17 protein-coding genes are annotated in these 18,715 nt (G+C 58.7%); 12 read left to right on the top strand and 5 right to left on the bottom strand.

The features are described 5' to 3' along the window. The first annotated feature begins 184 nt into the window (after nucleotides 1-184). The gene (locus tag ASC96_RS06785; protein WP_244481915.1) at nucleotides 185-514 is read left to right on the top strand and encodes a DUF6074 family protein; all 330 of its coding nucleotides are present in this window, start codon (nucleotides 185-187) and stop codon (nucleotides 512-514) included. A 198-nt stretch (nucleotides 515-712) separates the two neighbouring features. Here the strand turns inward: ASC96_RS06785 and ASC96_RS06780 are convergent, their stop codons facing one another. The 3 genes from ASC96_RS06780 to ASC96_RS06770 are packed head-to-tail and all read right to left on the bottom strand — an operon-like array spanning nucleotide 713 to nucleotide 2,726. Beyond that, nucleotides 713-1,150: an RpiB/LacA/LacB family sugar-phosphate isomerase gene (locus ASC96_RS06780; protein ID WP_060502287.1), complete on the bottom strand. Its 438-nt coding sequence runs from the start codon at nucleotides 1,148-1,150 to the stop codon at nucleotides 713-715. Nucleotides 1,151-1,176: 26 nt separating this feature from the next. After that, nucleotides 1,177-1,944: a triose-phosphate isomerase gene (locus ASC96_RS06775; protein ID WP_060502286.1), complete on the bottom strand. Its 768-nt coding sequence runs from the start codon at nucleotides 1,942-1,944 to the stop codon at nucleotides 1,177-1,179. Further along, entirely contained in the window at nucleotides 1,941-2,726 is a 786-nt protein-coding gene (locus ASC96_RS06770; RefSeq protein ID WP_060502285.1) for a DeoR/GlpR family DNA-binding transcription regulator, read from the bottom strand. The genes ASC96_RS06775 and ASC96_RS06770 overlap by 4 nt, the downstream gene beginning before the upstream one ends. A gap of 271 nt (nucleotides 2,727-2,997) precedes the next feature. On the opposite strand from ASC96_RS06770, the gene pncB reads away from it, so the two are divergent. After that, the gene (pncB, locus tag ASC96_RS06765) at nucleotides 2,998-4,302 is read left to right on the top strand and encodes a nicotinate phosphoribosyltransferase (RefSeq protein WP_060502284.1); all 1,305 of its coding nucleotides are present in this window, start codon (nucleotides 2,998-3,000) and stop codon (nucleotides 4,300-4,302) included. A 107-nt stretch (nucleotides 4,303-4,409) separates the two neighbouring features. On the opposite strand, the gene ASC96_RS06760 is transcribed toward pncB, so the two are convergent. Next, a complete protein-coding gene (locus tag ASC96_RS06760; RefSeq protein WP_037110229.1) occupies nucleotides 4,410-4,673 on the bottom strand; it encodes a hypothetical protein in 264 nt (87 codons plus the stop codon). 126 nt (nucleotides 4,674-4,799) lie between these two features. On the opposite strand from ASC96_RS06760, the gene ASC96_RS06755 reads away from it, so the two are divergent. The 5 genes from ASC96_RS06755 to ASC96_RS06735 all read left to right on the top strand — a co-directional run bounded on the left by ASC96_RS06755 (nucleotide 4,800) and on the right by ASC96_RS06735 (nucleotide 10,138). Beyond that, nucleotides 4,800-5,489, top strand: coding sequence for a TetR/AcrR family transcriptional regulator (locus tag ASC96_RS06755; RefSeq protein ID WP_060502283.1), 690 nt, complete (start codon nucleotides 4,800-4,802; stop codon nucleotides 5,487-5,489). A gap of 140 nt (nucleotides 5,490-5,629) precedes the next feature. After that, complete coding sequence (locus tag ASC96_RS06750; protein WP_060502439.1) at nucleotides 5,630-6,451, top strand: N-formylglutamate amidohydrolase; 822 nt, start codon at nucleotides 5,630-5,632, stop codon at nucleotides 6,449-6,451. Further along, nucleotides 6,448-8,346, top strand: a complete 1,899-nt coding sequence (locus ASC96_RS06745; protein WP_060502282.1) for a flavohemoglobin expression-modulating QEGLA motif protein — start codon at nucleotides 6,448-6,450, stop codon at nucleotides 8,344-8,346. Before ASC96_RS06750 ends, ASC96_RS06745 begins: the two co-directional genes overlap by 4 nt. Nucleotides 8,347-8,354: 8 nt before the next feature. Further along, nucleotides 8,355-9,401 carry a glutathione synthetase gene (locus tag ASC96_RS06740; protein WP_060502281.1) on the top strand — a complete coding sequence of 349 codons (1,047 nt, stop codon included), beginning with the start codon at nucleotides 8,355-8,357 and terminating at the stop codon, nucleotides 9,399-9,401. 56 nt (nucleotides 9,402-9,457) lie between these two features. Continuing rightward, nucleotides 9,458-10,138: a hypothetical protein gene (locus ASC96_RS06735; protein WP_060502280.1), complete on the top strand. Its 681-nt coding sequence runs from the start codon at nucleotides 9,458-9,460 to the stop codon at nucleotides 10,136-10,138. A gap of 12 nt (nucleotides 10,139-10,150) precedes the next feature. Here the strand turns inward: ASC96_RS06735 and ASC96_RS06730 are convergent, their stop codons facing one another. After that, on the bottom strand, nucleotides 10,151-10,537 hold the full coding sequence (locus ASC96_RS06730; protein ID WP_060502279.1) for a hypothetical protein: 387 nt from the start codon (nucleotides 10,535-10,537) through the stop codon (nucleotides 10,151-10,153). 323 nt (nucleotides 10,538-10,860) lie between these two features. On the opposite strand from ASC96_RS06730, the gene ASC96_RS06725 reads away from it, so the two are divergent. From ASC96_RS06725 to ASC96_RS06710, 5 genes are all read left to right on the top strand, one after another. Continuing rightward, a complete protein-coding gene (locus tag ASC96_RS06725) occupies nucleotides 10,861-11,100 on the top strand; it encodes a DUF2934 domain-containing protein (protein ID WP_060502278.1) in 240 nt (79 codons plus the stop codon). A gap of 90 nt (nucleotides 11,101-11,190) precedes the next feature. Further along, nucleotides 11,191-11,328, top strand: a complete 138-nt coding sequence (locus ASC96_RS32505; protein WP_156393914.1) for a hypothetical protein — start codon at nucleotides 11,191-11,193, stop codon at nucleotides 11,326-11,328. A 32-nt stretch (nucleotides 11,329-11,360) separates the two neighbouring features. Then, nucleotides 11,361-12,839, top strand: coding sequence for a glycogen synthase GlgA (gene glgA, locus ASC96_RS06720; RefSeq protein WP_060502438.1), 1,479 nt, complete (start codon nucleotides 11,361-11,363; stop codon nucleotides 12,837-12,839). 142 nt (nucleotides 12,840-12,981) lie between these two features. Further along, nucleotides 12,982-16,209, top strand: a complete 3,228-nt coding sequence (locus ASC96_RS06715; protein ID WP_082511973.1) for a PAS domain S-box protein — start codon at nucleotides 12,982-12,984, stop codon at nucleotides 16,207-16,209. Between the two features lie 166 nt (nucleotides 16,210-16,375). After that, entirely contained in the window at nucleotides 16,376-18,526 is a 2,151-nt protein-coding gene (locus tag ASC96_RS06710) for a mechanosensitive ion channel family protein (RefSeq protein ID WP_060502277.1), read from the top strand. Nucleotides 18,527-18,715: the final 189 nt, after the last annotated feature.

The raw sequence follows: 18,715 nt of genomic DNA, 5'->3' as shown, positions 1-18,715 counted from the left end.
GTGTCTTGGGGGGGTGCAGAGATAGCTGAGGGTGGGGTTGATCTGCTGCTTGGGTTCTTCAGTTTGGCTTGGGCGTGGCAGCGCATTCTCGCGCTGGAGGCGAGCTTTCGGACGCTGAAACCGGGAAAGCCAGGCTTCGGATACGAAGCGTTAACCATATGCTTTGTAAATCAGAATCACCAACATGGAGAACCGCCTGATGAGTGCTGCGTTGAAGGATGTGCGTTTTTCTGAAACGGAAGAACGGGTCGTGCCATTTCCCTTATCGGGACAGGCAAGCACCATCAGACGCTGCGCCAGCGAGCTGGAAAACGTCCATGGCGAAGAGGCTCTCCAGTACTGGAAAACCGAGTGCCGCGCTTTGGCAAAACGCCTGAGCAGTCTCGGGTGCTCCGAGGATGCCATCCGCAGCCAGGTGATGGCCTTCCAGACAGAAGTTCAGGTGGAAATGATGCGGCGCTATTCGGATCGCTTGGCCGCTGAAGCTCAGGATGGATACACCCTCAATTCCTGAAACGCCGGTACCCTCCGGTTACAGACGCCGAGATTTCGGTGTCCCGCTTAAGGTATATTAGATGTGGTCCCCCTCCGGGTGGGTCCACCGGCGCGGCAAGACCGCTTCAAACGAAAACGCCCGGCATTTTCGCCGGGCGTCGCTCTGCAGGATATGAGGGAGGATCACATATTCTGCTGAAGGGTTTTGATCAGGACGTCACTTGCCTGCATCGAGGCGGTCAATCGCCTCGACATTGCCGGCCGACGAGCCGTTCGGGTCGAATTCGGAGTCCAGCCACTTGTCGACGATGGCCTTGGCCAGTTCCGGCCCGATGACGCGCGCGCCCATGGTAATGATCTGCGCATTGTTGGATTTGGCGGCACGTTCGGCCGAATAGGTGTCGTGGGTGAGCGCCGCGCGGATGCCTGGCACCTTGTTGGCGGCGATCGAGACGCCGATGCCGGTGCCGCAGATCAGGATGCCGCGATCGTTCTGACCATTGACGATGGTTTCGGCCAGCCCCTTGGACAGATCGGCATAAAAGCCGGACTGGCTGAGATTGCTGACTTCGAGGCCGCTTTTGGTGGCGAGATGGGCTTCGATGATGTCGAGAAGCGGCTTGCCTGCGCTGTCGGCGCCGATTGCGATTTTCATGGCTGTATCCTTCCGTTGACTGGGTTTCAAAGCGCCGAGGAGACGCGTGTGAGGATGTCGAGATAGCCCGCCACATCCCAGGCCGAGCGGCCAATGAACAGGCCGTCGATATGCGGCTTGGCGATCAGCTCTTCGCAATTGCCGGGATTGACGCTGCCGCCGTAGAGAACTGGTACGGAAACGCCAAGGCGTGCCCCTGCCCATTCGGCAATCAGGGCGTGGCGTTCGTCGGCATAGTCGGAGGAGGCGGGAATTCCATTGACGCCGATTGCCCAGACCGGCTCGTAGGCAAGCAGGATGGGCTTGCTCTTGTCTGCGCCCTCGATCAGCGCGAGCGCGCCTTCGACCTGACGTCGCAGGACGATATCGGCCTGTCCGGCTTCGCGCTCGGCCAGCGTTTCGCCGATGCAGATCAGCGGGGTCAGGCCATGCCGAACGGCGGCGGCCGTCTTCAGGCCGACCGTGCGATCCGTTTCGCCGAAATGTTCGCGCCGTTCGCTATGGCCGAGTTCGACAATATCAAGATTGCAATCCCTGAGCATGATCGGCGAAATTTCGCCGGTCCAGGCGCCAGCGTCGTCCCAATGCATATTCTGTGCGCCGACCTTGACGCTGGTGGCGGCAAGCCGCTCCTTCACCTGGCGTGTGGCTGTGAATGGCGGAATGACGAAGCGCTGGACGCGGTTGTCGCGCGTCGCGTCGGCTTCTGCCAGACCGTCAGCAAAAGCCATGGCCTCAGTCAGCGTCTTGTTCATTTTCCAGCTGGTTCCAACCCAGACGGATGTCTTTGTCATGCTGTTTCCTCCGCGGTTTTGCCGCTAATTTTCTGAAGTTTGATACCGGCGTCCTTGAGGTCTTGTTCGTAGGCCAGATCGATTTCCGCACCTGTCAGAACCGTGTCGAAGAGATCCAACCCGGTCAGGAAATGCAGGGCGGATTTGCCGAACTTGCCGTGATCGACGAGCAGGACGGTCTGCGCCGCTGACCTGATCATCTGGCGTTTGGTCTGGACGACTTCCTGATCCTGATGAAAGGCGGAGGCGCCGTGGATGGCCGAACTTGACAGGAAGGCCATGTCGGCACGCAGCGAACGGAGGGCTTCCTCGGTGGTGATGCCGAAAAAGCCGTTGAATTTCTTCGAATACTGGCCGCCAAGCGAGATCACATCGATGCCGGGGACCGCCGCCAGTTTGTTGATCACGCCGAGATTGTTGGTGATCACTGTCAGCGGCCGGATATCCTTGAGATAATCGGCCACGCCACCTGCTGTGGAGCCATCGTCGATGATGATGATCTGGCCGGGCTCGATCAGCGTCGCTGCGTGTTGGGCCAGCCGCCGCTTTTCCTCCGCTGCAATCTTCTCGCGGTAACGGAAATCGCTTTCGAACTGCGGGCTGGACTGGATCGAGGCGCCGCCATGAACCTTGCGCAAAAGGCCCGCCTGCTCGAGGTCGTCGAGATCGCGGTGCACGGTCATCTTGCTGACGGCGAACCGGCCGGCGAGATCCTCGACCGAAGCCGAGCCCGTTTCCATCAGGATATCCATGATCGCCTGGCGGCGGTCTTCGGGCTTCATAGGAGTGCTTTCGCGCGGTCTGTATCTGTCCCTGATATAACTGTCGGCGTGAGAATTTCAACCAAAATAGTGATATTTTGTGATATTTGTATGTGATCATGTGATGTTTTCTGCCTATCTTGCTCTTGCAACCCTGTGCGGCGCGAGTTTTGCGGCTTTCGGGCAATTGCTTTGTTGCATCAGCCTGTTGCGGCGAGGCTAAATGCCGTGCCATGACTGGGGGATAACGGATACGTCGCGCCATGCAGTGCTGGAGCGGGAGAGAGCTTTCATGACCAAGACGGACATCGCGCAGCGCGTCTATAACAACGCCTGGAAGCTCGACCCGGTCGTGCGCAGCCTGTTGGATACGGATTTCTACAAGCTTTTGATGCTGCAGATGATCTGGCGGCTCTATCCCGACGTCGACGCAACGTTCTCGGTCATCAACCGTACCAAGACGGTTCTATTGACCGACGAAATCGACGAGCAGGAACTGCGCGAACAGCTGGATTATGTTCGCGGTCTCCGGTTCACCAAGAAAGAAATGATCTGGCTCGCCGGCAACACGTTTTATGGCCGCAAGCAGATCTTCGCACCGGATTTCCTCGCCTGGCTCGCCGATTTCCAGCTTCCGGATTACGAACTGTCCCGCAAGCACGGCCAATACGAATTGACCTTTCCCGGCAAATGGACCCACACGACCATGTGGGAAATTCCGGCACTGGCGATCATCAACGAATTGCGCTCGCGCACGGCCATGAAGGATATGGGGCCATTTGCGCTGGATGTGCTTTATGCGCGTGCAAAGGCCAAGATGTGGTCGAAGGTCGAGCAGCTGAAGACCTATCCGGACCTGCGGATCTCCGATTTCGGCACGCGCCGCCGCCACAGCTTCCTATGGCAGCGCTGGTGCGTCGAGGCACTGAAGGAGGGCATCGGCAAGTCCTTTTCCGGCACCAGCAACGTGCTTCTGGCCATGGATACGGATCTCGAAGCGCTGGGCACCAACGCGCACGAACTGCCGATGGTCGCCGCAGCGCTTGCGCGCACCGAACAGGAACTGGGCCTGGCGCCCTACAAGGTTCTGCAGGACTGGAACCAGCTCTATGGTGGCAATCTGTTGATCGTTTTGCCAGATGCCTTCGGTACGGCCGCTTTCCTGCGCAATGCCCCCGATTGGGTTGCCGACTGGACGGGCTTCCGGCCGGATAGTGCCCCGCCCATCGAAGGCGGCGAGAAGATCATCGCCTGGTGGAAGAAGATGGGCCGTGATCCCAAGGAAAAGCTCCTGATCTTCTCGGATGGCCTCGACGTTGAAACAATTCTCGAAACCTACCGGCATTTCCAGGGACGGGTGCGCATGAGCTTCGGCTGGGGGACCAACCTGACGAACGACTTTGCCGGGTGTGCGCCGACCCAGGTCAGTGGACTGAACCCGATTTCGGTCGTCTGCAAAGTCAGCGATGCCAACGGCCATGCTGCCGTCAAGCTGTCGGACAATCCACGCAAGGCGACGGGCGAGCCTTCGGAAGTCGAGCGCTATCTCAAGTTCTTCGGAACGGAGGATTTTGCCGAGCTGGCCGTCAAGGTCTGAGCCAGTTGCGGCAATCATTTTTGCAAACAAAAACCCAGCCGGTGGAGGCATCCGGCTGGGTTTGTTTGCGCATTCTTGGGAGGGATGCGCCGGGAGATTTAAGTTCGTTACGCGCTCATGCGTAGGCAGTCCGAGCGCGAAGCGAGCGGATGGACCATCGACAGCAGGCGGCGCTTGGGAGCCGCCAGCAGGTTGGCCGTATGATTTTTGGCGCTTACGGTTCCCGGCTGCATCTGGCGAAGTGCGCTGGCAGCGGAGTAGAGAAGCGTTTTCATTTCATTGGTCGTGACGCCGTCCGCACGCATTACGGCACGGATCATCGGGTCTGTCAGGACCTCATGGATGGTCAGATCGCTGTTTGCCTGGTGCATTGGGGTATTCCTTCGTTCATCGTCTTTTCCGGCGGGCGGATCCCGTCCGGTGTCTTAACCTTGACATCGTTGCATTGCAGTGTTACCAGTAAGTAACATTCGAATAGTTACCGACCGGTCACACCTATGTCAAGAAGCCTTGTCAATAAAAATTCGAAATCCGTATCGTCTCCGAAACCGGCAGATATAAGGCTGGAAAAAGGTGACTGCGTGCAAGCGCGCCAGGCGCCGCGAGATCGTATTGTTTCAACGGCTTGCGAGCTGTTCCGGCAGCACGGGATTCGCGGTATCGGCGTCGATGCGATTGCCGAAGCGGCAGAAACCAACAAGATGACGCTCTACCGTCATTTCGGCTCGAAAGATGACCTGATCTGCGAAGCATTGCGGTTCACATCCGAAAAAGCCGCCGCTTTCTGGGATCAGCTCGAAGCATCCCATCCAAACGATCCGATGGCCCAGCTCCACAGCTGGGTAAAAGCCCGTGCACAGTGTCTGGCCGACAATCAATATGGGTGCGATCTGGCCAATGCGGCCGTTGAGCTCAAGGAGCAGGGCCATCCCGCCCATGCCGTCATTGAAAACTTCAAGATCACCCAGCAGCGCCGTCTCGAAAAACTCTGTCGCGATGCCGGCGTGAGCGAACCGGAGTTGCTATCCGACACTCTTTCGATGTTGATGGAGGGTGCCCAGGTGAGCAAGCTCGCAACCGGCAGTGAAGGCCCCTCCATGCGCTTCATGCGTGCCTGCGAGGCGGCCATTGCCTCGTTTTGCCAACCGGCAAAAAATGTCGCTGAAATGGCCGGCTCCGAAGTCTGAAGTTCTGCCTGCACGATATTGCCTGCATAGGCTGATGACGGGTTCCATCGAAGCTTTCGATGGAACAAACGCGTTTCGCGTTCATTTACTCGTTGATTGTAAAGCGCAGCCCCGTGCTGCCCGCCAACGAGAAGGACAGCATGTCCCCCTTCCAGGAATTTATTGTCAATCCGGACCTTTCCGACTGGTGGTCGGCGCATCGCGGTGCCTCGCCGATTGTCGGAACGGCCATTCATAACGGCCATCATATCCGTAGCGACCTGCAGGGCTTCCTCGGTCTTAGCGCCGATGAACGGTTACGCGAGGAGGATCCGTTCACCGAGTTTTTCATCCGCGATCTACCCAACCGCATCGTCTTCCATCGGTCCCGCTTCGAGATCGATATCAACCGTGCCCGTGACGGCGCGATTTACCTGACGCCGGAGCAGGCCTGGGGGCTGAAGGTCTGGGCGCGGCAATTGCCGGACGGAGCCATCAAAGCCTCGCTCGGCGTGCACGATGCCTACTATGCCATGCTGGAGTCCTATCTGCGCGGCATCGAGCAACAATACGGTGCCTTCGTCCTTCTCGACATCCACAGTTACAATCATCGCCGGGAAGGTGCGTACGGTCCCGAAATGCCGTTTGAAAAAGCGCCGCAGATCAATATCGGTACGTCCTCCATGGATCGGAAGCATTGGGCGCCGTTGCTTGATGTGTTCGTTGAACAGCTACGCAGCTTTGAATTTCGTGGCCAGCGCATGGATGTCCGGGAAAATGTCGCCTTTCAGGGAAAAGGTGAGCAGACCCGTTTCGTCCACGAACGGTTCCCGCAGACTGGGTGCGCCATCGCTATCGAGTTCAAGAAAATCTTTATGGACGAGTGGACCGGTCAGCCGGACCCCGAGACGCTAAAGGCGATGCGGGAAATGATCCGCCTATCGCTGCCCGCGCTGCATGAGATGTTGCGGGCGCGGTCATGACCAGCCCGCGGCGCAAACATCAAAATGCCGATGCGACCTATCCGGGATGGCTGGAAGAAATTCTTGACTGTCTCCGCACGGACAAATCCGTCCGCAAGGACTTTGACAACGGCGGCCGCCTTCACATTGACCGGCCGTTGCCATTCCTGTCGGTTCATATCGGCAAGGGCAGGGAGGATCTTGCGGCCCGAGACATCGTTGCTGCCAATGCGTCCTATCTGGTGGTCGATGACATCAAGGAAGCGCTGCCGATCCTGGAGGCGGTCGGGGCGGTTTTGGGTGAGCGTTTCGGCGCGTTCCTGCTTTTGGACATCGACGAGCTGGATCACGATACGCTGATAACAGATGATGCGCCCTATCTTCCGCCTTTCGAGATCAGGATTGCCTCGACGGATGATGTGGCGGCTCGAAAAGCTGCAACCGCGCTCGCCGAAGGCACCGATATCCGGCAGGTGAAGTTCCGCACGCCTCGCATCAACCGTTTCGCAATCAAGGCGGATTCCCAGGCCGCCTTGATTGCCGGGCAAACCGGGTTTCCCCTGGTTGCCGTCCGCTTCGCGCCGATCTACCGGCAGCCGGAATCACGCAGTACCTATCCAGATCTGCGCGAACGCCTTGTCGCCAATATTTTTGACGCCGGCCTGAAGGCTTTTGCGGCGTTTATCGATGCAACCCAAAGCCTGAAGCTGACGACGCACCGGGCGCTGGGCCGCAAGGCCTTCGTCGATGCCGTCAGCCGCGCCGATCGCAGCATCGATGATGTCGCTTCGAGCTTTGATTTCCTGCTGGCCGTTACGCCGATCAATACCGATGCCGCCTGGCAGGCATTCAAGGCAGACAAATTCAAACAAGAACCGCGATTCCTCTATCGGCCATTGTCGGTGCAGGTCGAAGCCGAAAAACGGAAACTGTTTTCCGTGGCCTTCGATCGCTTCGAGGATCCGGCCCTCTACCATCTCTACCGTGAGAAGCAGCAGGAACTGGATCTGCAGCTGTCGCTGATTTCGGCGAGAGAAACCGGCCGTTTCGTCGAATATGGGCGTGCCCTTTATGGCCCGGTGGAGCCGTCGCTCTACCGGGTGGCTATTGATATCCTTAAGAAAACAGCGGCACTCGCCGGCGATGGCGATGATGTTGAAAGCGATCCGCAGACGGCAAATTGTTCTGAGGTCGAAGCTGCGGCCCACGTTATGATTGCTGATTATCAACGGCAATATCAGGGCTTTGCAGCCGAGATCGAGCTGCGCGACGACTTGCCATCCGGGATGCTGGTCTCCGGTGAGCGCCTGCTGATCTCCCGCCAGACGCTGATGCCGAGGGGCCGGGTGCATGCTCTTTTGAGCCACGAGATCGGCGTGCATCTTCTCACCTATTTTAACGGGTCGGCGCAGGGGCTTCGCCTCTTTCGATCCGGCCTTGCCGGCTACGAAGGCATGCAGGAAGGCCTTGCCGTGTTTTCCGAATACATGGCCGGTGGCATGACCGTCGGGAGGCTACGGTTGATCGCAGCCCGCGTCGTCGCCTGCTCGGCGATGCTGGAAGGGCGGCCGTTTGCCGAAACCTACGGCATGCTTGTTGGCGAGCACAGGTTCGGCCCCGTCGCTGCCTTCCATCTGGCCATGCGGCTCTATCGTGGCGGCGGGCTTGCCAAGGACGCCATCTATCTGCGTGGCCTGCTGGAACTGCTCAGCCATCTGAAATCGGGCGGCGCGCTCGATCCGTTCTGGATGGGCAAGATTTCCGCCTCACATTTTGAGGTGATGCAGGAGTTGAGCCTGCGCGGCCTACTCAAGGCGCCTGTCATCCGGCCTGCCTTTCTCACCCATTCGCAAGCACAGGCCCGCCTCGACAAGGCGCGGGCGGGACTGAACCCGTTGGATATGATCATCAGTTAGGAGCCACCATGCGCGTCGCATTCTTCGTCAATTCGATCGAGAGCGAGGAACCTCATTTTACCACCACCGCACTGGCCATGGCGGCACTCGCCCGTGGCCATGACGTCTGCTACATCGCGCCAGGTGATTTCGTCCTGCGGCCTGACGATAGTCTGATGGTACGGGCAACCACTGTTGCCCCTGGGAAATACAAGAACGCCCAGACATTCCACGATGGTTTCCAGGGCAAGGATACCAAGGTTCAGACGATTGACGTCCGTGAAGTTGATGTCATCTTCCTGCGCAACGATCCATCGCTTGATTCCGACGACCGGCCATGGGCTGCCCATATCGGCGCCATGTTCGGCCGGCTTGCCAGCGAGCGGGGATCGATCGTTGTTAACGATCCCGCCGGTTTGGCGCTCGCCCAGAACAAGCTCTATTTTCAGGGTTTTCCGGAGGCGGTCCGCCCCGAAACACTGATCTCAAAGAGCATCGAGGAAATCCGCGCCTTTATCGCCGATCACCGCAAAGGCGTCATCCTGAAGCCGTTACAGGGGTCAGGCGGCAAGAACGTCTTCAAGATTGCGACGCCCGACGATGCCAATCTCAACCAGATCTTCGAAGCCGTCAGCGGCGAGGGCTACCTGATTGCTCAAGGTTATCTGCCGGAGGCCAAGGCCGGCGACATCCGTTTCTTCCTGATGAATGGCAAACCGCTTGAACGTAACGGCGCCTACGCGGCCTTCCGCCGGGTTCCGGCCAAGGGAGAGGTCCGCTCCAACATGCACGCGGCCGGAACCGCCGAGGCCGTCAAGATTACGGATGACATTCTCGCCGTCGCCGAGATGGTGCGTCCCAAGCTGATCGAGGATGGCATGTTTCTCGTCGGCCTCGATATTGTCGGCGACAAGATTCTTGAGATCAACGTGTTTACGCCGGGGGGGCTTCCGGATATCGCCGCCATGCACAAGGTCGATTTTTCCGAAGACATTATCGTGTCGCTGGAAAAGAAGGCTGCGATCCGCAAAGCCTATGGGGGCGCCATGTCCAACCGGGCATTGGCGACGCTTTAGGCTGTTTTCGCGGTCCATCTGTGCTATCGCGGGCGCCTCAACGATTGGAAGTGCCCGTGATACCCTGGACCCTGATTGATACAGCGACAATGCCTGACGGTGGCGGCGAGCTGCGCCTGAAACAGCGCGGCACTGAGTTCTCCATCATGCTCGGCACGATCGAACTGATGAACAGCCGGTTAAGCGGTTCGGAGGAGGCCCTTGCGCGTCTGTCCTATGAGCGCGTCCGCCGTCACCCGCGTCCGCATATGCTGATCGGTGGGCTCGGAATGGGCTTTACGCTACGTGCAGCCCTGGCCGAACTTCCCTCGGATGCACGCATAACGGTCGGCGAACTTGTTCCCGCGGTCGTCGCCTGGGCGCGCGGACCAATGGCGGATGTGTTCGCAGGCTGTCTGGACGATCGCAGGGTCACCATTCGAGAAGGCGATGTTGGCCGTCTCATCCAGTCTGCTGTGAGCGAATACGACGCGATCCTGCTTGACGTCGACAATGGGCCGGAAGGACTGACCCGCCGGGCAAACGATGACCTTTACAGCGTTTCCGGACTTCGCGCCGCGCGCAAGGCATTGAAGGCAAACGGCGTTCTCTCGGTGTGGTCCTCAGCACCGGATACGGGCTTCACCCGTCGGCTGAAAGAGGCCGGTTTTGTGGTCGAGGAACTGTCAGTTCGCGCCAGTACCAAAGGCCGCGGCGCCCGTCACGTCATCTGGATGGCTACCAAAACAGGACGCTAGGCTGAGTCTTCGTTAAAGACCTTCGCGTTCCAGTAAGATGCGCACCTCGTCGAACCGGCGCTTGTTTTCGTCGTTCTTTTCATCCGCGGAGTAGCAGGTGCTGGCGAGGCAAAATCGTTTCAGCCCGTAGGGGGCTGTGGCGTTGTCGAACTGGCATTCGAACGTATCGACCATGTCCTTCTTCTCGACGCCGTCGCGCGTTGAATAGGTCATGCGCGCACCCGGGGGCGTGAGTTCCGGAAATGACTGGACGACGCCGGTATGGAATGTTTCCGTCATCAGCAGATGCTTTGCCACTTTCACGCAGAGGTCTTCGATCTTCATCGGCTGGGCAGTGGCGGGCGACCCGGCCACGACAGGCGAAGCGGCCAGCAAGAGAGCGAGCAAGGTTTTTCTCATGGCAAACTCCTGAAGCGCCGGTCCCCAACGCCGGTGCGCTGTGCATAACGGCGCTCACCGTCTTTAGTTCCAAACAAGACGGTGCAAAACGCCTTCCCTGGTTGTGAAAACCATCGACGGCACATGATTTGAGCGTAGGATCATGGGGCGAATTGTTTTGCCGCGTCCATTTCGTAATCTTGGGAACGTGTAGTTCCAGTATGAATTCCTGTTTTGCAGCCCGGATATTCTACGGGAAAAATCTCGCGTGGCCGGTTAAAGGCGGAACCAGGCGCTCTCGTCGCAGTTTCTATTTGGCCACTTTGACAAGGGGAGAGAAGCAGATGACGGATATCAGCGAAGACGACATCAGGCTACGGGCTTACGCTCTTTGGGAAGCTGACGGCCGCCCGGATGGCAGTCATGACGTGCATTGGCTGCAGGCATTGCGGGAGTTGACGGAGGAGGCCAATGCGGCGGCAGGAGAAATGCCGCAGGTGCCGGTAAAGACCTCTAAACTTTCCGTCGTAAAGAACGAAAGCTCAATCGAACCTATTCCGCGTAAACGCAGCAAGACCGCCTGATTTTTGACATTCCATGGGGTGCCGGGATCGGCGCTCCACGTCTCGACGCCATGATGTCATCGCTACCACAGTTCCGGCGTGCATGAGTCGATGGAAATTCTGCTGTTCCCGGCGCGTGATTTTGCGGTGCAAAATTTTTTTGCGCTCGCGATGCGCTTTTATGCGGACATCGACTGCGCTTTGCAACATCATGGGTTATCCGTCGCGGCGCGTGCAACTGCGTCGTGATGATAACCGGTGGTACAAGGAACGTGACCTGCGTGAAGATACTTTCGGTGACGTCGGAAATTTTTCCCTTGATCAAGACCGGCGGGCTTGCGGATGTGACAGGCTCGTTGCCGAAGGCCCTTGAGGGCTACAGTTGCTACACGCGTACGCTGGTGCCCGGTTATCCGCCGTTGTTTGCAAAGCTTCCCGGTGCCCGGCAGATCCATTTCTTCCCAGACCTGTTCGGCGCCCCGGCTTCGCTGCTCGAAGCTCGCTATGAGCAGCTTGATCTGCTGATCCTTGATGCGCCAGCCCTCTATAATCGCCCGGGAGGTCCCTATCTCGACGAGACAGGTCATGATCATCCGGACAATTGGAAACGGTTTGCCGTCTTGTCCTATGTGGCGTCAGCCGTTGCGGGTGGATTGCTGAAGGATTGGTTGCCGGATGTCGTTCATACGCATGATTGGCAGACCGCACTGACCTCCGTCTACATGCGGTATTCGAGCAATGCCAAAGCGGTTCCGAGCGTCCTGACGATCCATAATCTGGCATTCCAAGGGCAGTTCCCAACCTCCGTTGTCAGCCAGATCGGCTTGCCGCCGGAGGCCATCTCACTCGATTGCCTGGAGTACTACGGGGACATCAGCTATTTGAAAGGCGGTATCCGCACGGCCAGCGCCATCACGACGGTGAGTCCAACCTATGCGCGTGAAGTCATCGGGCCGGAACTTGGCATGGGCATGGCCGGTGCACTGAGTTCGCGTCCGAACACGCTGACCGGTATCGTCAACGGCATCGACATGGATATCTGGAACCCGGCCACGGATTCCTACCTGCCGGTCAACTACGATCACAAGCGGATCAGGCTACGGGGGCAGAATCGCGCTAAACTGCTGGAGACCTTCCGGCTGAACGATCGCCCCGGCCCGGTCTTTGCTGCCGTGACCCGGCTGACCTGGCAAAAAGGCGGCGACATGCTGGCCGATGTCGCTGAGGAGGTCGCGTCCCTCGGTGGCCGGCTGATTGTGCTCGGCAAGGGTGAGGAACATATCGAGACGGCGCTTCTGGCCATTGCCGGACGGCACCCCGATCGTATCGGCGTCCGCATTGGTTATGACGAAGCGACAGCCCATCTCATCCATGGCGGATCGGATGTCATCATACAGCCATCCCGTTTCGAGCCCTGCGGCCTCACGCAGCTCTATGCCCTGCGTTATGGAGCGGTGCCGGTGGTGTCGCGGACCGGCGGCCTGTCGGAAACAATCATCGATGCCAATGATGCGGCGATTTCCGCCCGGGTAGCAACCGGCTTCCAGTTTCATCCGCCTACGGCCGAAAATCTGCGGCTCTCTATCCACCGCGCCTTCGCGGCCTATCGGGAGCCAAAGAAATGGGCTCGTCTCCAGAACCAGGGCATGAAGGCCAATTTTTCCTGGGAGCGGAGCGCCGAACAATATGCGGCGCTTTACGCCCAGCTTGTTCCTGGCCGCAGGGCTCGGCCGGTCCAACGCGCAAAGGCTGCGGAGTAACGGCGCCGTCTGAGTTCCGCCGCGTTCGGAAAATGGCGAAAATTTGTCGGTACCCGATTGATGTCGCGATGAAGCGCGCTAATTAGGGCCTTCTGCCGATTGGTTTTGTTGCTCGGCGCTCCTCTGTTCATTTCAGGTTTTCATGCAAGCGCCTGCGTCCGACACGCGATACCCGTTCCTCGCAGAAGGTGGCGAGATCGCATCACTGATCCATCATTTCGATTGGGCAAAAACCTCAATCGGCCCACTTCCGAGCTGGCCTGAGAACCTCAAGTCCATCGTCTCTATTGTCCTTCGCGCCAAGGTCCCGATGATCTTGCTGTGGGGCGAGGATGGCGTGATGATTTACAATGAAGGCTACGCCGCCTTTGCCGGCCAGCGGCACCCAATCTCGCTCGGTTCGAATGTCAGGGACCATTGGCCTGAAGTGGCGGAGTTCAATGCCAACGTGCTCAAGGTCGTGCTGGGTGGCGGGACGCTTGGCTATCGGGACCAGCACTTGGTCATCGAACGCAATGGTTCACCGGAGGATGTCTGGCTCAATCTCGACTATAGCCCGGTGCCAGACGAAACTGGCGTACCGGCCGGTGTCATGGCAATCATCAAAGATACGACGCAACGGGTTCGCACCGAGCAGCGGTTGCGTATCGCCCAGGAAGCAGGCGGTATCGGCACATTCGAATGGTATCCGCAGACCGGCATGCTTGAGGTCTCGGATGAATATCGCCGGATCTGGGGCCTTGCCCCAGATGTTTTGGTAACGGACAAGCTTCTGGTTGGTCTTCTGCATCCGGATGACCGCGCCAACACAGGCCCAGCAAAGCTTAGCCAGAGCAATCCGCTCGATTATGTCGAATATCGCCGTATCGATCCCAAAACGGGAGAGGTCCGTTGGATCGCGCGGCGGGGTGAGGTCGTTTCCAGCCCGGAAAGCGGTCAAAGACGGTTTATCGGCATTGCCTTCGATATTACGGATCGCAAATGCGCCGAGGCTGCGGTTCGCGAAGGCGAGGCGCGCTGGCGCGGGCTGTTCGAGCAGATGCAGGAAGGCTTCTTTGTCGGCGAAGTCATTCGCGACGATCAGGGTTTGATCCACGATTTTCAGTTTGTTGAAGTTAACCCGGCTTTCGAAAGGCATTCCGGGGTGCCGGCCGACAGTGCGCTGGGGCGCAGTGTCCGCGAGGTTATTCCTGCAATTTCCGATGACGTTTTCGAAGCTTACGCCGAGGTCGTCAACACAGGGATCTCTAAGGTCTTCGAGGTTCAGGTGGCGGCCCTGGACGGCCGCTGGTTTGAGGTCCGTGCGCGCAGGACTGAGCCGGACAGATTTGCGGCGCTGTTTGTCGATATCTCCAGTCGCAAGCTTGCTGAAAAGGCGGTTGCAGAGAGCGAGGCAAGGTTCCGCATTCTTGCGCAGTCCATGCCCAATCATGTTTGGACCGCCTTGCCTAATGGCCAACTCGATTGGTTCAACGATCGCGTTTACCGGTATAGCGGAGTACCTGCAGGCACGCTTCATGGCGACGGCTGGGGAGCGATCGTGCACCCTGACGATTTCAACGCAGCGGCCGAAGCCTGGGCTGCAGCGCGTCATATTGGCGAGCAGTACGAAACCGAGTTCCGGCTTCGCCGCCATGACGGCTCCTATCGCTGGCATATTGTTCGCGCTGTTTCGCTCCGGGACCGCTCCGGTAAAATCGAAAAATGGATCGGCACGAATACCGATATCCAGGACCAGAAGATCGCCGAAGCCGCCTTGGCGGAGTTGGCTGCTACGCTCGAACAACGGGTCGAAGCGCGCACGTCTGAATTGCTTCAGACTCAGGACGCCCTGCGTCAGAGCCAGAAGATGGAATCGATTGGCAACCTGACCGGCGGCGTCGCTCATGATTTCAACAATCTTCTGCAGGTGATCAGTGGCAATCTTCAGCTGCTGGCCAATGAAATTCCGGCCAACGAGCGGGCTGAACAGCGCATCCAAAACGCCATGGCCGGTGTTGCGCGCGGATCGAAACTCGCCTCGCAATTGCTGGCATTTGGCCGCCGCCAGCCACTTGCGCCGAAAGTCGTCAACATCGGCCGGCTGGTTCGCAATCTCGATGATATTCTGCGCCGGTCGCTTGGCGAGGCGATCGAAATCGAGACGATCGTCGCTGGCGGCCTTTGGAATACCCATATCGATCCGGGCAATGTCGAGAACGCCATCCTCAACCTCGCCATCAATGCGCGCGACGCGATGAACGGTAGCGGCAAGCTGACGATCGAGGCGGGCAATGCCTATCTTGATGCCAAATATACCGAAGCGTATGCGGATGTTCCGCCCGGGCAATATGTCCTGCTTGCGGTCACCGATATGGGAACGGGCATGTCGCCGGAAACATTGGAGAAGGTTTTTGAACCATTCTTCACCACCAAGCCCGAAGGCCGCGGGACAGGGCTTGGCCTGTCCATGGTCTACGGGTTTGTCAAGCAGTCCGGCGGTCATATCAAGATCTATAGCGAACTGGGCCATGGCACGACGATCAAGCTCTATCTGCCACGCTCGACGCAGTCCGAAGACGTGCTCATCGAGCGAGATTCAGGCCCAATCACCGGCGGCAGTGAAACCATCCTGGTGGCGGAGGACGACGAGGCCGTGCGCGAAACAGTCGTCGCCATTCTTACCGACCTCGGCTATCGGGTTTTGAAGGCCAAGGATGCGCAAAGCGCATTGACGGTCATCGAAAGTGGTGTCTCCATCGACTTGCTTTTCACTGACGTCGTTATGCCGGGGACCTTGAAAAGCCCGGAGCTGGCACGCAAGGCACGGGAGCGGTTGCCGCAATTGGGCGTGCTGTTTACCTCCGGTTACACTGAAAACTCGATCGTTCATTCCGGGCGGCTCGACGAAGGGGTCGAGCTGTTAAGTAAGCCTTATACCCGTGAGGCGCTTGCCCGCCGGATTCGCCATGTCCTGGCAAAAGTACCGGCTACAGAACAGCCGGTGAAACCGGCCAGAGATGACCGATCGTCGGATAATAAGCAGACGATCCTGATTTGCGAGGATGACTGGCTGATCCGCGCAAGCACGGTCGACATGCTGGAAGATCAGGGACACACGGTTTTCGAAGCAGCCGACGCCAAGACGGCACTGGCCGTGCTTTCCGAACGGTCGATTGACGTGCTTGTCACGGATGTCGGCCTTCCGGACATGTCCGGAGTGATGCTGGCGGAGCGTGCCAAGACGCTGGTGGCCGGGTTGCCGGTGATTTTCGCCACCGGCCATAGCGATGTCGAGGGCGTGACGCCGGGGCCGAACGTGCAACTGGTGGTCAAACCCTTTTCCGGCGAGGCTCTGGCCGCCGCGATCGCTTTTGTGACGAAGGGTTGAACGCCGGGGGATGTCGAAAACCCCATAACCCACCGGAATGGCACAAAATACCATGCCTTTTGCTTCATCGCGCGGTTGCAGGTGACAAAGCTCCCGGTGAATGCTCTAACTCTCTGAAATGCACGAAAGTGCAATCGGGGTGAGATGAGCTGAAGGGGGTCGGCGCATGAGAAAGACTGGTAATATCAGACTGTTGGCGTTGCGGTTTTGGTTTTTTATGGTTCTGGCTTTTGCTGCCGGAACTGCCACCGTCCAGCCAGCCTTTGCGCAGGCTGCAAGTCCGCCGGTTTCTTCGGACAAGGTCGATCAGCTGATCAAACTGCTGGACGATCCCGAGATTCGCGCGCTGCTCAACAAACAGACGGCCGCACCGGCTGCCGAGCCTGACGCGAGCATGTCCGCGACCGAATTCAACGCCTGGGGAGACAGGATTCGGGATCATCTTCGTCATATCGTGCAGGCTATTCCCTTGGTTCCCTCGGAATTCATGCGGGCAGGCGGGACGATCGCGGCCGATATCAATGGTCATGGACCTTTCGGCGTGTTCGTCCTGTTCCTGACGCTGGTGCTGATCGGCCTTGGTGCGGAATGGCTGTTCCACCGCATCGCACGCCGCAGCCGCTTGCATGCAGCCTTGGCCCATGCGGACGGCGCGCACGAAAACCCCTTGTATGCCGCTGGCCGCCATCTGTTTGCCCTGCTGGCACCGCTTGTGGCTTTCAGCCTGGCAAGTCTCGGCTTGTTCATGGCCATGACATGGCCGCCGTTGCTTGACGCGCTGATGCTGCCCCTGCTTCTGGGCGTCATCGCCTGCCGTTTCGTGATCCGTATCGCCCGGCTGTTGCTGGTTGGGGTCGATACGGCCAAAGGGGTTGACGGCGCAACCGGGCTGGCCTCGGCCGATCAGGTATCCGGGGCCTTCTGGTATAGGCGCATCTTCTGGTTTGCTTGTATCCTGTTTGCCGGCTGGGCTTTTGTCGGCGTGATGGCGGCTTTGAACATCACACCTGCCGTAAGGGGCGTGGTCGTTTATGCGCTTGGCCTGGGACTGCTGCTGGTTGGCATTGAAACCGTCTGGAACCGGCCTGCAGCGATCGCCCGGCCACATGGCCGTGGGGCTACGGAATGGGCGTTGACATTCTACCTCTGCCTGCTCTGGGCGCTCTGGGTCGCAGGCCTCGTCATCGTTCTGTGGCTGGGCATCTATGCGCTGATTCTGCCTGGCCTCCTGAAAGCGACGACAGCGATGGCGAGAAGCGCTTTTGCGGGCCAGCCGGACATGCCCGGCAGTGGCAACCCGGTCATTGAAGTTCTGGTGGAGCGGGGTGCGCGGGCGCTTATCATCGCGCTCGCGGTGCTCTGGCTCGCATTCATTGTCAGCAAACGCTCGTCGATGTTTACCGGCGACGCGATGGCCGACCGGCTCGTCCAGGGTGTTTTGGCCGGCGCGGTTATTCTGCTTGTCGCTGATATCCTGTGGCAGATCGTCAAGGCTTTGATCAACCGGACGCTGGAGCACGCACGGTCTTCGGTCACAGGAGACTCCGCCCACGCGGCGCGAAACGGGAGGCTGCTGACACTGCTACCGTTGCTGCGGACCGTACTGGCCGTCCTCATTGCGGTCATCGCGGTATTGATGGTTCTCTCCGGCCTTGGGGTCCAGATTGGTCCGTTGATCGCCGGTGCCGGTATCTTTGGTGTGGCGATCGGCTTTGGTTCGCAAACCCTCGTCAAGGATGTGATCAGTGGCGTCTTCTACATGATGGACGACGCTTTCCGGGTCGGGGAATACATCCAGAGCGGCAGCTACAAGGGAACCGTGGAATCCTTCAGCATCCGTTCGGTGCGGCTGCGTCATCATCGCGGCCCGGTCTTCACCGTGCCCTTCGGTACGCTCGGCGCCGTCCAGAACATGAGCCGCGACTGGGTGATCGACAAGTTCACGATCTCGGTAGGCTATGGCACCGATATCAACAAGGTGCGCAAGATGGTCAAGGCTGTCGGCGCGTCCCTGCTTCAGGACGAGGAGTACGGGGCGATGATCCTGGAGACGCTGAAGATGAAAGGCGTCGAACAATTTGGGGATTACGGCATCAATCTGAGTTTTGCGATGATGACGAAGCCAGGCTATCAGACGACGATCCGCCGGAAGGCTTACATGATGATCCGCGAGGCATTCATCCAGAATGGCGTCGTCTTTGCTTCGCCAACCGTTCAGGTTGCCAGCAACGATCCGTCATCGGCCGCCGCTGCCGCTGCGACGGTCAAGGCGGCAATGGACCAGAAGAAACTGGCGGAAGGCGGGGAGGGCGCCTGACGGCGCTTTCCCGCAAAAAACCTGACATACGCCATCGTCTGCCGGGCGCGAAATGGCTGCGATAGATTGAGCGAATTTTCCGGTTTCAGAACACGGCTTTCCGTCCGCTGAATTCGTGTCATTCAGGCGGGTTGTAGCGGATTTAAACAGGCTGCAGAATTTTTGCCTGCGGATTGAGGAGGAGGCCGG

Origin of the sequence: Rhizobium sp. Root1204 (assembly GCF_001424965.1) — a bacterium.
Lineage (GTDB): Bacteria > Pseudomonadota > Alphaproteobacteria > Rhizobiales > Rhizobiaceae > Pararhizobium.
Note: the sequence above shows the minus strand (reverse complement) of the source record. Positions and strands in the feature narration are given on the sequence as shown.

Coding starts and splice junctions, on each gene's coding strand:
- ASC96_RS06785 (WP_244481915.1), top strand. CDS start 185: ATGGAGAACCGCCTGATGAGTGCTGCGTTGAAGGATGTGCGTTTTTCT.
- ASC96_RS06780 (WP_060502287.1), bottom strand. CDS start 1,150: ATGAAAATCGCAATCGGCGCCGACAGCGCAGGCAAGCCGCTTCTCGAC.
- ASC96_RS06775 (WP_060502286.1), bottom strand. CDS start 1,944: ATGACAAAGACATCCGTCTGGGTTGGAACCAGCTGGAAAATGAACAAG.
- ASC96_RS06770 (WP_060502285.1), bottom strand. CDS start 2,726: ATGAAGCCCGAAGACCGCCGCCAGGCGATCATGGATATCCTGATGGAA.
- pncB (WP_060502284.1), top strand. CDS start 2,998: ATGACCAAGACGGACATCGCGCAGCGCGTCTATAACAACGCCTGGAAG.
- ASC96_RS06760 (WP_037110229.1), bottom strand. CDS start 4,673: ATGCACCAGGCAAACAGCGATCTGACCATCCATGAGGTCCTGACAGAC.
- ASC96_RS06755 (WP_060502283.1), top strand. CDS start 4,800: ATGTCAAGAAGCCTTGTCAATAAAAATTCGAAATCCGTATCGTCTCCG.
- ASC96_RS06750 (WP_060502439.1), top strand. CDS start 5,630: ATGTCCCCCTTCCAGGAATTTATTGTCAATCCGGACCTTTCCGACTGG.
- ASC96_RS06745 (WP_060502282.1), top strand. CDS start 6,448: ATGACCAGCCCGCGGCGCAAACATCAAAATGCCGATGCGACCTATCCG.
- ASC96_RS06740 (WP_060502281.1), top strand. CDS start 8,355: ATGCGCGTCGCATTCTTCGTCAATTCGATCGAGAGCGAGGAACCTCAT.
- ASC96_RS06730 (WP_060502279.1), bottom strand. CDS start 10,537: ATGAGAAAAACCTTGCTCGCTCTCTTGCTGGCCGCTTCGCCTGTCGTG.
- ASC96_RS06725 (WP_060502278.1), top strand. CDS start 10,861: ATGACGGATATCAGCGAAGACGACATCAGGCTACGGGCTTACGCTCTT.
- ASC96_RS32505 (WP_156393914.1), top strand. CDS start 11,191: ATGGAAATTCTGCTGTTCCCGGCGCGTGATTTTGCGGTGCAAAATTTT.
- ASC96_RS06715 (WP_082511973.1), top strand. CDS start 12,982: ATGCAAGCGCCTGCGTCCGACACGCGATACCCGTTCCTCGCAGAAGGT.
- ASC96_RS06710 (WP_060502277.1), top strand. CDS start 16,376: ATGAGAAAGACTGGTAATATCAGACTGTTGGCGTTGCGGTTTTGGTTT.